The sequence below is a fragment of the Kribbella sp. NBC_00709 genome, from assembly GCF_036226565.1.
Taxonomy (GTDB): domain Bacteria; phylum Actinomycetota; class Actinomycetes; order Propionibacteriales; family Kribbellaceae; genus Kribbella.
Map to the genome: position 1 here is coordinate 3961841 of NZ_CP108996.1, position 12642 is coordinate 3974482.

Annotated in this window: 15 protein-coding genes; 7 read left to right on the forward strand and 8 right to left on the reverse strand. The window is 68.5% G+C overall.

Annotated features, from left to right (window positions below):
* The first annotated feature begins 20 nt into the window (after positions 1-20).
* Together OHA18_RS19525 and OHA18_RS19530 are read left to right on the forward strand one after the other, a co-directional pair.
* Positions 21-1673 carry a glutamate--tRNA ligase gene (locus tag OHA18_RS19525; protein ID WP_329005571.1) on the forward strand — a complete coding sequence of 551 codons (1653 nt, stop codon included), beginning with the start codon at positions 21-23 and terminating at the stop codon, positions 1671-1673.
* Between the two features lie 230 nt (positions 1674-1903).
* Positions 1904-2494 (forward strand): L,D-transpeptidase, encoded by a 591-nt coding sequence (locus tag OHA18_RS19530; protein ID WP_329005572.1) that lies wholly within the window; start codon positions 1904-1906, stop codon positions 2492-2494.
* Between the two features lie 27 nt (positions 2495-2521).
* Here the strand turns inward: OHA18_RS19530 and OHA18_RS19535 are convergent, their stop codons facing one another.
* Both OHA18_RS19535 and OHA18_RS19540 read right to left on the reverse strand, forming a co-directional pair.
* A complete protein-coding gene (locus OHA18_RS19535; protein WP_329005573.1) occupies positions 2522-3025 on the reverse strand; it encodes a macro domain-containing protein in 504 nt (167 codons plus the stop codon).
* A gap of 14 nt (positions 3026-3039) precedes the next feature.
* Positions 3040-3882 carry a haloalkane dehalogenase gene (locus tag OHA18_RS19540; protein ID WP_329005574.1) on the reverse strand — a complete coding sequence of 281 codons (843 nt, stop codon included), beginning with the start codon at positions 3880-3882 and terminating at the stop codon, positions 3040-3042.
* A gap of 91 nt (positions 3883-3973) precedes the next feature.
* Between OHA18_RS19540 and OHA18_RS19545 the strand changes: the two genes are divergently transcribed.
* Complete coding sequence (locus OHA18_RS19545; protein ID WP_329005575.1) at positions 3974-4765, forward strand: L,D-transpeptidase family protein; 792 nt, start codon at positions 3974-3976, stop codon at positions 4763-4765.
* A gap of 7 nt (positions 4766-4772) precedes the next feature.
* Here the strand turns inward: OHA18_RS19545 and OHA18_RS19550 are convergent, their stop codons facing one another.
* The 6 genes from OHA18_RS19550 to OHA18_RS19575 form a co-directional block, all read right to left on the reverse strand.
* Complete coding sequence (locus OHA18_RS19550) at positions 4773-5117, reverse strand: DUF2516 family protein (RefSeq protein WP_329005576.1); 345 nt, start codon at positions 5115-5117, stop codon at positions 4773-4775.
* A 113-nt stretch (positions 5118-5230) separates the two neighbouring features.
* Positions 5231-5764 carry a hypothetical protein gene (locus OHA18_RS19555; protein ID WP_329005577.1) on the reverse strand — a complete coding sequence of 178 codons (534 nt, stop codon included), beginning with the start codon at positions 5762-5764 and terminating at the stop codon, positions 5231-5233.
* Positions 5765-5796: 32 nt separating this feature from the next.
* Positions 5797-6225: a helix-turn-helix domain-containing protein gene (locus OHA18_RS19560; protein WP_329005578.1), complete on the reverse strand. Its 429-nt coding sequence runs from the start codon at positions 6223-6225 to the stop codon at positions 5797-5799.
* Positions 6226-6309: 84 nt separating this feature from the next.
* The gene (locus OHA18_RS19565; protein ID WP_329005579.1) at positions 6310-7053 is read right to left on the reverse strand and encodes an SDR family NAD(P)-dependent oxidoreductase; all 744 of its coding nucleotides are present in this window, start codon (positions 7051-7053) and stop codon (positions 6310-6312) included.
* Positions 7054-7096: 43 nt separating this feature from the next.
* The gene (locus OHA18_RS19570; RefSeq protein ID WP_329005580.1) at positions 7097-8095 is read right to left on the reverse strand and encodes a hypothetical protein; all 999 of its coding nucleotides are present in this window, start codon (positions 8093-8095) and stop codon (positions 7097-7099) included.
* A gap of 130 nt (positions 8096-8225) precedes the next feature.
* Positions 8226-8969, reverse strand: coding sequence for an SDR family oxidoreductase (locus OHA18_RS19575; protein ID WP_329005581.1), 744 nt, complete (start codon positions 8967-8969; stop codon positions 8226-8228).
* Between the two features lie 127 nt (positions 8970-9096).
* Between OHA18_RS19575 and OHA18_RS19580 the strand changes: the two genes are divergently transcribed.
* From OHA18_RS19580 to OHA18_RS19595, 4 genes are all read left to right on the forward strand, one after another.
* A complete protein-coding gene (locus OHA18_RS19580) occupies positions 9097-9975 on the forward strand; it encodes a helix-turn-helix transcriptional regulator (protein WP_329005582.1) in 879 nt (292 codons plus the stop codon).
* Between the two features lie 123 nt (positions 9976-10098).
* Positions 10099-11376 (forward strand): D-inositol-3-phosphate glycosyltransferase, encoded by a 1278-nt coding sequence (gene mshA / locus OHA18_RS19585; protein ID WP_329005583.1) that lies wholly within the window; start codon positions 10099-10101, stop codon positions 11374-11376.
* On the forward strand, positions 11373-11858 hold the full coding sequence (locus OHA18_RS19590) for a YbjN domain-containing protein (protein WP_329005584.1): 486 nt from the start codon (positions 11373-11375) through the stop codon (positions 11856-11858). The genes mshA and OHA18_RS19590 overlap by 4 nt, the downstream gene beginning before the upstream one ends.
* A 10-nt stretch (positions 11859-11868) precedes the next feature.
* Positions 11869-12615 carry a phosphoglyceromutase gene (locus tag OHA18_RS19595; protein WP_329005585.1) on the forward strand — a complete coding sequence of 249 codons (747 nt, stop codon included), beginning with the start codon at positions 11869-11871 and terminating at the stop codon, positions 12613-12615.
* Positions 12616-12642: the final 27 nt, after the last annotated feature.

The following is a 12642-nucleotide window of genomic DNA, read 5'->3' on the forward strand; positions in this document are numbered from 1 at the left end:
AAGTGAGAAGACACCGAGTCATGTTGGATCGTGCGGTTGTTGACGGGCTGTTCCCGAGTGAGCTTCCGGAGCCGGAGTACTGGGAGGAGCGATATCCGGCGCGCGGGCTTGCCGAGCAGGCGAAGGTGACGCGGTTCGGGCCTTCGCCGACCGGGTTCGTGCACATCGGTGGGATCTACGCGGCGATGATCGACCGGGACGTCGCGACGGACTCCGGCGGGGTGTACCTGCTCCGGGTCGAGGACACCGACCAGGCGCGTGAGGTCGAGGGAGCGCTGGAGCAGTTCGACCGCGCCTTCGGCTACTTCCGCATCAGCTCCGACGAAGACCTGCGCCACGGCTCCTACGGCCCGTACGTGCAGTCGCAGCGTGAGCAGATCTACCTGACCTTCGTGCGGCACCTGCTCCGGCAGGGCAAGGCGTACCTCTGCTTCGCGACCAAGGACGAGCTCGCCGACATCACCTCCCGTCAGCAGGCGTCGAAGGTCCCGACCGGGTACTACGGCAGGTGGGCGATCTGGCGCGACGCCGACCCGTCCGACGTCGCCGCGAAGCTCGCCGACGGTGCGCCGTACGTCGTGCGCTTCCGGGCGCCTGATGACGCCGACGGGCAGCGGACCAGTTTCGTCGACGGGGTCCGCGGCCGGCTCGAGCACGAGGCGAACCGCAACGACGCGGTGATCCTGAAGTCCTCGGACCAGTCGCCGCGGCTTCCGACGTACCACTTCGCGCACGCGGTCGACGACCACCTGATGCGGGTGAATCTGGTGATCCGGGCCGACGAGTGGATCTCGTCGGTTCCGCTGCACCAGCAGCTGTTCGCGGCGCTCGAGTTCGAGCCGATCGCCTATGCGCACATCGCGCCGTTGATGAAGCAGATCCCGGGCGGGAAGCGGAAGCTCTCGAAGCGGAAGGACCCCGAGGCCGGCGTCGACTTCTACATCGGCGAGGGCTACCCGGCGGACGCAGTGCTCTATTACCTGCGCGGTCTGGCCAACGGCCGGCTCGCGGAGATGCCGCTGGCGGAGGCGCTGGCGACGCCGATCGAGCTGTCCCAGTGTGGTGTCGCCGGTCCGCTGGTCGACCTGGTGAAGCTGGAGGACATCAGCGCCGACTACATCGCGACGCTGAGCGGACAGCAGATCCTCGATGCGGTGCGGGTGTGGGCGACGGAGTACGACGCTGAGCTCGTGCCCGTGCTCGACAACGAGAAGGAGCTCGCGCTGCGGGCGCTCGCGGTCGAGCGCGACGGCGTCGAGAACCCGCGCAAGGACCTGCGCAAGTGGTCGGACTTCCGCTCGGCGTACGGCTTCTTCTTCACCGGGCTGTTCGTCCCGGTCGACGGTCCGGCCGACGAGCGCCTGGTTCCGCTGGGCGTGGCGCCGGATGTCGTCACCGCGTTCGCGCGCGATCTGGTGGCCGGGTACGGGCACCGCGACGACCCGCAGGAGTGGTTCGACCAGATCCGCTCGCTGGCGGCGAAGCACGGGTTCGCGGCGAACGCCAAGGAGTACAAGAAGGATCCGGACGCCTACGCGGGTTCGATCCGCGAGGCCTCGCAGCTCGTCCGCGTCGCGATCACCGGCTCGACCCGCAGCCCCGACCTGCACGCGACCGCCCAGGCGCTCGGTGCTCCGGAAGTACTGCGCCGGCTGCAAGCGCTGGCCCAATAGCCTCTGTCCGGTAACCCCTGGGACAGAAGGGGCTGCTGGGACTCCGGCGGGAAACGCGTAGGCCACGAAGTGGACACGGTGGCTCACACGGCGCGACCTTGACTACATCGGTGTGATACATAAATTCTCGGTCGCCGGTGGGGGAAAGAAGTTTTGATTCGTTACCAACCAGACGCCATGCGGCGACGTCTGTCTTATGGAAGCACTCTTTGGGGGAAGGACAAGGAAACATGGGCATTCTGCGTAAGGTCTGTGCAACTCTGACGGCCGCTGCGTTCGTGGGCGTCGGCGCGCTTTCGGCGACTACTTCGGCGGAGGCCGCGCCCCAGGTTGCGGGGTCGGCGCAGAAGTCGGCCACGGCGCCGGCGCCGGCGGGTCTGCCGCCGAAGGCGGTGGCCAAGACCACCGCTGCCTCGTCGACCAGCAAGCTGATCGCCAAGTACAAGATCGACCGGCGATGCCTGACCAAGGGCCGGGTCCTCTGCATCAACAAGAAGACCCGCAAGCTCGTGTACGTCGTGAACGGCAAGCCGATCCAGGTCATGGACGTCCGGTTCGGCGCGATGAAGACGCCGACCCGCAGCGGCGTCTTCAAGGTCTACCGCAAGTCGAAGAACCACGTCTCTTCGCTGTACCACTCGAAGATGCCGTACGCGATGTTCTTCAGCGGCGGCCAGGCCGTCCACTACTCGTCGGACTTCAAGGCCCGTGGCTACAACGGCGCCTCGCACGGTTGCGTGAACGTCCGCGACAAGAAGAAGGTCGCCTGGGTGTTCTCCCGGGTGCACGTCGGCGACAAGGTTGTCGTCTACAGCAAGTGAGCTGACTGATCGACCGCGGCCGGGGAGCTACTGCCCGGCCGCTGTCGCGTTCCGGAACGCCTTGAACAGCCGCGGCTCCACCAGGCAGAAGGTGCCCTCGGCAACATTGGTCGGCGTACGGCGCAACGTCCGGACGGCGATGTCCGCCGCGGACGGCGCCGGCCACCCGTAGATCCCGGCCGAGACCGCCGGCAGCGTCATCGTCCTCACGCCGAGCTCGTCCGCGATCCGCAACGCGTTGCGGTAACAGGACTCGAGCAGCGCCGGATCCCGTTGCCCGGCCACGTAGTTCGGTCCGACCACATGAATCACGTACTCCGCCGGTAGCGCACCGGCCGTGGTCCACACCGCCGTACCGGTCGGTGTGCCGTCGGGGTAGCGCTCGATCAGCTCCGCGAGGATCTCACGACCGCCGGCCCGGTGGATCGCGCCGTCGACGCCGCCACCGCCGCGCAATGCGTGATGAGCGGCGTTCACGATCGCGTCCGCGGGCACCGTGGTGATGTCCGCGGTGCTCAGAACGATCTCCATGACGACGATCTCCTTCAGCAGGTCGGGATCCAGTCGAGCAGTGCAGCCGCAATCGCACCGGCCGAATCTTCCGGCAGGAAGTGCAGGCCGGGAACGGTGACCTCCTGCTGGTTCGGCCAGCGCCGGCACTGCTCGCGGAGCGGGCCGGTGAGCAGCGCACCCGGATCGCCGTTGATGAAGAGCTTCGGTACCCGGGAAGCAGCCATCCACTCCGCGTTCGCGGCCACGATGTCGTGCACGTCGGCCGGTGTTCCGTCGATCGGGATCTCGCGTGCCCAGGTCAGCATCGGGAGCCGGCTCTCACCGGACTCGGCGTACGGCGCCCGGTACGGCGCCAGTTCGTCGTCGGTCAGCTCGCGCAGGATGCCGCTCGGGAGGACCGTCTCGACGAAAACGTTCTGCTCGAGCACCAGCTCTTCACCTTCAGGGCCGCGGAGTCGCCGGAACAAGGCCGGTGCCGGTGCGTTCGGGCTGTCCCAGGTCACCGGCGCGACGAGCGTCTCGAGGTACGCGAGACCATGGACCGCGTCCGGGTGCCTTCGAGCCCAGTCAGTGGCGAGCACGCCACCCCAGTCGTGGCCGACGAGGATCACGTCGTCGGTCAGCCCGAGCGCTTCGAGGAATCCGTCGACGTACCGCCGATGGTCGGTGAAGCGGTACCCGCCGGATGGCGACGGACCCGAACTGCCCATCCCGGCCAGGTCCGGTGCGACGCAGTGGGCGATCTCGGACACCGGGCCGAGGACATCGCGCCACAGGTACGACGATGTGGGGTTGCCGTGCAGGAACACGACCGGCCGACCGGTGCCGGCCTCGCGGTAGGCGATCCGCGTGCCGATGTCCACCGAGCTGAGCATGCGCAGTTCCTCCGGTACGCTGAGGCGCCAACCAAATGGGCCGTGAGGACGTCCTACAAGTGTAGGAACGGGGCTAGCAGAGGGGTGTCCGATGCGTGGGCTGATCATTCGCAAGGCGCTGAGCACGCTGATCGTGGGCGGCGTGATTGCGGCACTCCTCAGTTCCGGAACGACGGCGACGGCGACCACGTCGGACCTGAAGACGGTACCGTTCGAGGTCAGCGGCGAGCTGCCGATCTACCCGAAGGCGCTGTGGAAGAACGGCTCCAGCGGGACGAACGTGCGCAAGGTCGAGGCGCGGCTGGTGCAGCTGAAGCTGCTCGAGAAGCGCTACCTGGACAACGACTTCGGCACCATGACCCGGTCCGCGGTGAAGGCGTTCCAGAAGTCCAAGGGCATTCCCCAGCTCGGGTATGTCGACCAGAACACGCTGGACCAGCTGGCCAAGGTCACCCATGAACCGACCCAGACCGAGCTGTACCCGCCGGCCCCGGTGGTGAACGGCAAGAAGCTCGACGCGCGGTGCGCGACCGGCGTGGCGTTGTGCATCGACAAGTCCACCCGCAAGCTGCGGTACGTCGTGGACGGTGTGGTGAAGATGCAGATGGACGTCCGCTTCGGCGCGGTGAAGACCGCGACCCGCGAGGGCAGCTTCACGGTCGGCTGGAAGAGCCGCAACCATGTCTCGAAGCTGTACGACTCGAAGATGCCGTTCGCGATGTTCTTCAGCGGCGGCCAGGCGGTGCACTACTCGTCGGACTTCGCGGCCCGTGGTTACAACGGCGCGTCCCACGGCTGCGTCAACGTCCGCGACCTGGCCAAGATCAAGGTCCTCTTCGACGAGGTCCACGTCGGCGACAAGGTCATCGTCTACCGCTCGTAAACCCTGGTTACAGCGGGCGCGGGCCCCGGCGGCGGCGCAGTGCGCCCCAGCCGCCGCGGCCACGGCCGGTGGCGGCGCGGAGGGCCGGGCGGGCGTCGACCAGGTAGACCGCCGACGCGACGATACCGATCAGGCCGAAGAAGCTCAGCCAGCCCTGGAAGAACTGACTCAGGGTGAACACGACCAGGATCAGCACCCAGCCCGGCTTGGTCAGCTTGTCGGCGGCGATGAACACTGCGCGTGGCCGGAACGCGGCATCGAGCAGCGCGACCAGCTTGAGGACGAGCAGCACCCACCAGATGACCGACAGGGGATCGCCGAACCCGGGGATCAGGCTCTGGAAGGTGATCATGCTACGAGCCTAACTGACAGACCGGGCGGCCCACCTCTGCTGAGTCGCAGCTGTGGACCGCCCGGGCGCAGGTTTCACGCAAAGACCGGTGAATTGTCACCGTCAGTGCTGTTTCAGTCGCCGATCTTGTCGGCGGCGGACTCGGCCGCCTTGCCGGCCGCCTTCGCGGTCTTGCGGGCGCTGGTCGCGGTCGCCTTCACGTTGCGGGTCGCCGTCTGGGCGGTCTTCTTAGCGGTGGTCCGGGTGGCCTTGGCCTTGCTCACCGTGGTCTTGGCGGTGGTGACCAGGTCCTCGGTCGCCTTCTGGCTGCGGATCCGCTCGACCAGGTCCTTGCCGCGGCCGGCCAGGTCCTCGTAGGTCTCCTCGGCCTGACCGAGTACGACGGTGAAGCCGGCCTGGGCCGTCTTCGGCAGCTCACGCAGCTTGGCCGGGGCGGTCCGCGCGTCGGCGACGATCGCCTCGAAACGCTTGGCCAGCTCGGTCTGCGCCTTGGTCAGCTCCTTGGTGAGCTCGGTCTGCAGGGCCTTCTGGTCCAGCTTGGCGAACCGGGCGGTCACGTCCTCGCCGACCGCGCGGAACTTCTCGACCGCGAGGTCGCCGGCGCCGGCGATCGCGTAGAACGGGGTAACAGGCGTACGGGTAGCCATCAGGCTTCTCCTCGGGGTGTCTTCAGCAGATGTCAGTCGGTGGTGCGCTTGCGGGCGGAGGTCTTCTTCGCCGGAGCCTCTTCCGGGGCAGCGTTCTCCCGGACGAACGACGTGTACACGTCCAGCAGGACGCGCTTCTGCCGCTCGTTCAAGGCGGGGTCGAGCAGGACGGCGTCGACCACGCCAGAGGCCTGTCGGCCCTCCTCGTTCTCATCCGGATCGAGAATGCCGGCCCGTACGTACAAGGTCTCCGCGGAGATCCGCAACGCCTTCGCGAGCTGCTGCAGCACCTCGGCCGACGGTTTACGCAGACCGCGCTCGATCTGGCTCAGGTACGGGTTCGACACACCGGCCAGGTCCGACAACTGCCGCAACGACAACTGTGCATGCCGCCGCTGCTCGGCGAGGTACTCCCCGACGGAGCCCACCGCCCCAGCTGCTCGATCACTCAACCTGGCCATGTCCCCAGTGTGCTAGCAAGGTGCTTGCAATTGCAAGCAGCCCGGCCGTGAGGCGGCTCACGTGAAGGACTTACGCGGCAGCTGCTACTCGCGGAAGACCTTGTGCTGGGCGGCTTGGGCGCGGGGGCGGACGGTGATGCGGTCCAGGTTGACGTGGGCGGGGCGGGTGGCGACGTACGCGACGATGTCGGCGATGTCGTCGGCGGTGAGGGGTTCGCGGACGCCGGCGTAGACGGCGTCGGCCTTGGACTGGTCGCCGCCGAAGCGGGTCAGCGCGAAGCCCTCGCTCTGGACCATGCCGGGGGCGATCTCGGTGACCCGGACCGGCTGGTCCCACAGCTCCAGGCGCAGCGTGTCGACGACCGCCTTCGCGCCGTGCTTGGCGGCGACATATCCGCCGCCGCCCTCGTACGCCGTCTGGCCGGCGGTCGAACCCATCACGATGATCGTGCCGCGACCGGCGATAAGGGCCGGGAGCAACGACTTGGTGACGGCCGCGACCGCGATCACGTTCACCTCGAACATCCGCCGCCAGGCGTCCAGGTCCGCCTCGGCCACCGGCTCGAACCCGAACGCGCCGCCGGCGTTGTTCACCAGCACCTGCAGCTCGCTGCCGACGGCGGCGGTGAGCGCGGCGACATCGTCGGCCGACGTCACGTCGCACTGGACCGCCCGGCCGTCGATCTCCTTCGCCAGAGCCTCGATCCGGTCGAGACGCCGCGCGGCGCAGATCACCTCGAACCCTGCCCGGGCGAGGTACCGCGCCGACGCGGCGCCGATCCCACTGCTAGCTCCGGTCACCACGGCAAGAGGACGCTCGGAAGTCATAGTCCGAGTCTCTCAAACCCGCCGTTCGACCAAGCCACCTGTCTCAGGACCGGTCGGCTCCGACGGGCTGTCGCGGCGCCGCGTGCTCCGGTACGGCGGTACGCCGGGCGGACGTGACGACAGCCGCGAGTGCCACAGCGCTGACGGCGAGGAAGCCACCGAGCATGCCCAGCGTCTCCCCGTCCGGGTGGATCAGCGCCTGACCACGGAACGCCTGCACCGTCACGGTCGCCATCACGCCGGCGTACGCGAAGGCCGCGACGCCGATGAGGCGGGCGCGGACCCGCTCGGGGCGGAGCCATGCGACGCGACCGGCAAGCAGGTGCAGGACCAGCAGGGTGATGAGCAGGAAGTGGATCGCGTGCAGGCCGACGAAGTGCGGGATGCGCAGGTCGCCGCCGACGGTGCTCCAGTGCGTGAGCGGCATCCCGGGACCGCCGGGCTCGACGCCGATGCCGTGACTGCCGGCGAGCGTGACCGGGTGGCCGTAGGCGTCGGTGACCTGCTCGTGGCCGGTGTTGGCGCCGACCAGGTAGAACGCGATCGCCATCCCCGCGACCGCGAGGCCGAGGCCGACCCGGATCGCCCGGTTCATCGGGGCGTCGCCGACGCGCTGGAACAGCAGCATGACCGCGATCACCAGGCTGGCGCCGAACAGGCCGAGAACGCCGGACATGAAGACCTTCTGCCCGACCTGGTTGAAGGTGTCGGTGTTGTCGTTGAAGTGGCTGAACGTCCCGCGGGCAGCCTGTACGGCGATGAACCCGACGTCGATGATCCCGGTGACCGCGAACGCGGTGCCGGTCCACCAGCCGAGGCGCTTCGCCTTCCGTAGCTTCGACAACAGCCAGGCCAGCGTGGCGCCGTACAGGACGAACGCGATGCCGAACTTGAACGGCTTGAGCCACACGGACTCGTTGAGGATCTCCCGGTTGTCGACCAGCAGACCGATCCCGGACGCCAGCACGAGACCCGACATGGCGAGCACCATCAGCATCAAGGGACGGTGCCAGGACTTGGCTTGTTCGAGGACTGTACGCATGTGTCCATGCTTTCGGCGCGCAGACCGCAGCGCAGTGGGCCGAATCCGCCAACTGGGGTAGAGATAAACCCACCCCGAGAGACGCTCCAGGGCACGACCAGGGTTGCGATGCGGGCTGCCGGAGTGGACGTCACGCCTGGCGGGTCGGGAGCGCGATGATCTGACGCAGGTTGACCTCACGCCGCCGGCTGACCGCGAACGTGACCACGTCCGCGATGTCGATCGCGGCCAGCGGCCCGATCTGGTCGTTCATCGAAGCGATCAGGTCCTGGCCGGAGCTGTCCAGGTGCGTTGCGAGTTCGGTGTCGGTCAAGCCCGGCTCGACGTTCGTGACGCGGACGTCGTACGGCGAGAGGTCCGCACGCAGCGCCGCCGACAACTGGGTGAGAGCGGCCTTCGTGGCGCCGTAGACGGCGTACCCGGGGAAGATCGCGTGCGCGCCGATCGACGAGATGTTGACGAGGTCGGCGGTCCGCCCTTCACCAGCCGCCGCGATCAGATCCGGTGTGAAGGACTGGATCAGCCGCAGCGCGCCGGTCACATTCGTGTCGATCATCCGGGTCCAGTCGTCCAGCCGGCCGTCCTCGACCGGTGCCGCCAGCATCACTCCGGCGGCGTTCACGACGAGATCGACCTGCCCGAGTCGCTCGTGGATCTGGTTGACCCCGGCATCGACCGAGGCCTGCGACGTGACGTCCAGGCTGACGCCGATGGTCCGCGGCCCGAGCTTGCCGGCCAGGTCGTCGAGCCGGTCCTGCCGCCTCGCCACCAGGGCGACCGCGGCGCCCGCCTCGGCCAGTTGGGTGGCGACGGCGGCCCCGATACCGCTTGCGGCGCCGGTGACGACTGCGGTACGGCCGGTGAGGTCAGTCATGGTGTTCCTCCAGGTTTCGGTTGATGTCACCGATCCTGGAGCGGTCGCCGAGTCTTACCCAGGTGTCTGTTGAGCCTGGTTCTGGCAGGACCAGGTTGCGTTCCGGGCGGGCCTGGATACTGGAGGCATGGATCGTCGAGCGGAGCTGACCGAGTTCCTCAAGTCGCGCAGGGCCCGGGTGCAGCCCGAGGACCTGGGGCTGAAGGTGTTCAACGGCCGGCGCCGGGTCCCCGGGCTGCGCCGCGAGGAGCTCGCGCAGGCCGCCGGGGTGAGCGCGGACTATTACGTCCGGTTCGAGCAGGGCCGGGCCGAGAACGTCTCGCAGGAGATCCTGGACGCGGTCGCCGACGTACTGAGCCTGACCGACGACGAGCGCAAACACCTTGCCCTGCTGGCGAAACCGGCCCGCCGCCGGACTCGGCGCCGGACAACGGAACGCATGCGGCCCGGCCTGCAACGGCTGCTGGACTCGATGCCCGACGTACCGGCGTTCGTCCTCGGCCGCCGGATGGACGTCATCGGGTGGAACCGGCTGGCCGCGGCCCTGATCGCCGACTTCGACAGCCTGGACCCCAAGGACCGCAACATCCCGCGGCTGGTGTTCCTCGACCCGGCCTCGCGCGACTTCTACCCGCAGTGGGAGGCGGTCGCGGACGAGACCGTCGGCTATCTCCGGATGTACGCCGGCCGGTACCCGGACGATCCCGAGCTCGCCGAGCTGGTCGGTGAACTGTCCATCCGCAGCCCGGAATTCCGCGAGCACTGGGCCCGGCACGACGTGAAGGACAAGACCTTCGGGACGAAGACGCAGCACCACTCGCTGGTGGGCGACATCACCGTGCAGTACGAGACGCTCCAGCCGCCCGGTGAACCGGACCAGCTGCTGGTCACCTATACCGTCGAGCCGGGATCGACGTCCGAGCAGAACCTCCGTCTGCTGGCCAGCTGGACGGCCGCGGATAGGGAGAACTCCCGATTCCCGGCGGAGACCCCGGAGTTACCCTGACGTCGTGACTCTACTGATGCCGCGACTCCGTCGCGGCGGGCCATGGGGCTGCAACTCCCGGTCTTCCCTCGTCGCTCCGGTCGCTCCGCTCCCTCCGCTCCTCAGTCCAGACCGGGAGGCCCCATGACCGGACCCCTCCAGCGGGTCGCGATGATCAGCCTGCATACGTCGCCGCTCGATCAGCCGGGGACCGGGGATGCCGGCGGGATGAACGTGTACGTGGTCGAGCTGTCCAAGCAGCTGGCCGGGCTGGGGATCGAGGTCGACGTGTTCACCCGCGCGACCGCGTCGGTGCTCCCGGCCCGGGTCGAGCTGATGCCCGGCGTCGTGGTCCGCAACGTCGCCGCCGGCCCGTACGAAGGCCTCACGAAGAACGAGCTCCCGTCGCAGCTGTGCACGTTCGCCCGGGCGGTCCTGCGGGCCGAGGCGATCCACGAGCCTGGCTGGTACGACGTGATCCATTCGCACTACTGGCTGTCCGGCCAGGTCGGCCTGCTCGCCCGCGACCGGTGGGCGGTCCCGCTGGTCCACACCATGCACACGATGGCGAAGGTCAAGAACGCTAGCCTCGCGGAGGACGACGTACCGGAGCCGCCCGCACGGCTGCTCGGTGAGGAACAGGTGGTCGAGTCCGCGGACCGGCTGCTGGCCAACACCGACGATGAAGCGCGTGAGCTGATCGATCTGTACGGCGCACAACCCGCGAAGGTCGGCGTCGTCAACCCTGGCGTCGATCTGGACCTGTTCAGCCCCGGTTCGCAGGCCGAGGCCCGTGAGGCGGTTGGTTTGCCGGCGGATGCGGTCGTACTGGCGTTCGTCGGGCGGATCCAGCCGTTGAAGGCGCCCGATCTGCTGATCCGGGCGGCCGCGCGGATGCTCGAGCGGGATCCTTCGCTGCGCTCGAGGCTCGTGGTTGCGATCATCGGCGGGCCGTCGGGCAACGGGATGGAGCATCCCGAGTCGCACGCCGAGTTGGCGCGGGCGCTCGGCATCGACGACGTGACCCGGTTCGTGAAGCCGATGGAGCGCGCGCGGCTGGCTTCCTGGTACCGCGCCGCGTCCGTCGTGTGCGTTCCGTCGTACTCGGAGTCCTTCGGGCTGGTCGCCCTTGAGGCCCAGGCGTGCGGTACGCCGGTGGTCGCGGCGGCCGTGGGCGGTCTGAGTACGGCGGTGGTGGACGGGCAGACCGGGTACCTCGTGCGCGGGCACCGGGTCGACGACTTCGCCGACGCGCTGGCCCGGATCGCGACGGATCCGGGTGTCCGCGAGAACATGGGCCGCGTGGCGGTCAAGCACGCACGAGGATTCGGCTGGGAGCTGACCGCCCGCAAGACGCTGGCGGCGTACCGGACCGCCGCGGAGACGATGGCCGCGGAGATCGCGGCGGAGGTGGCCGGGTGAGAGTTGCAGCGGCGGACGTGATCCGCCAGGTGCTGACCGAGAACGAGATCGAGTTCACTGAGAAGGACGGCGCCTTCACGGCGGACCTGCCGGGGGAGCGGAAGCTGAAGACGACCGTGACGCTGACGGTCGGGCCGCAGGCGGTCCAGGTGCACGCGTTCGTGGCCCGGCATCCGGACGAGAACCACGAGGCCGTGTACCGCTGGCTGCTCGAGCGGAACCTGAAGATGTACGGCGTCGCGTTCGCGGTCGACCACCTCGGCGACATCCACCTGGACGGGCGCGTCCCGCTGCACGCGATCACCCCGACCGAGGTGGACCGGCTGCTCGGCGCCGTACTGGAGTATGCCGACACGTCGTTCAACACCATCCTCGAGATGGGGTTCGCGACGTCGATCCGGCGCGAGTACGACTGGCGCGTCTCGCGGGGTGAATCGACTCGGAACCTGGACGCCTTCAAGGGCTGGCTGGAGCCTCGATAGACTCCGAGGCATGACCTATCGCCTGATCCTGCTCCGCCACGGCCACAGCGACTGGAACGCCAAGAACCTCTTCACCGGCTGGGTCGACGTCGACCTGAACGCGCAGGGTGTCGAGGAGGCCCAGCGCGGTGGCGAGCTGCTCCGCGACCGCGATCTGCTCCCCGACGTACTGCACACCTCGGTGCTGCGCCGGGCGATCCGCACCGCGAACATCGCCCTCGAGGTCGCCGATCGCCAGTGGATCGACGTCCGGCGCTCCTGGCGGCTGAACGAGCGGCACTACGGCGGCCTGCAGGGCAAGGACAAGAAGCAGACCCTGGAGGAGCTCGGCGAGGAGCAGTTCATGCTGTTCCGCCGTTCGTACGACACCCCGCCGCCGGCCATCGAGCGCGGCTCGGAGTACGACCAGGCCGGCGACCCGCGGTACGCCGGGCTCCCGTCCGAGCTGCTGCCCGCGACCGAGTGCCTCAAGGATGTCGTCGAGCGGATGCTGCCCTACTGGTACGACGCGATCGTGCCGGACCTGCGCGCCGGCAAGACCGTCCTGGTCACCGCCCACGGCAACAGCCTCCGCGCCCTGGCCAAGCACCTCGACAACCTCGACGAGCAGACCGTCGTCGGCCTCAACATCCCGACCGGCATCCCGCTGTACTACGAGCTCGACGACGACTTCAACCCGGTCACCCCCGGCGGCGAGTACCTCGACCCCACCGCCGCCAAGGAAGCCATCGAAGCCGTCAAGAACCAAGGCCGCTAGAACAACCCAAGCCGCGCCGAAACGTCA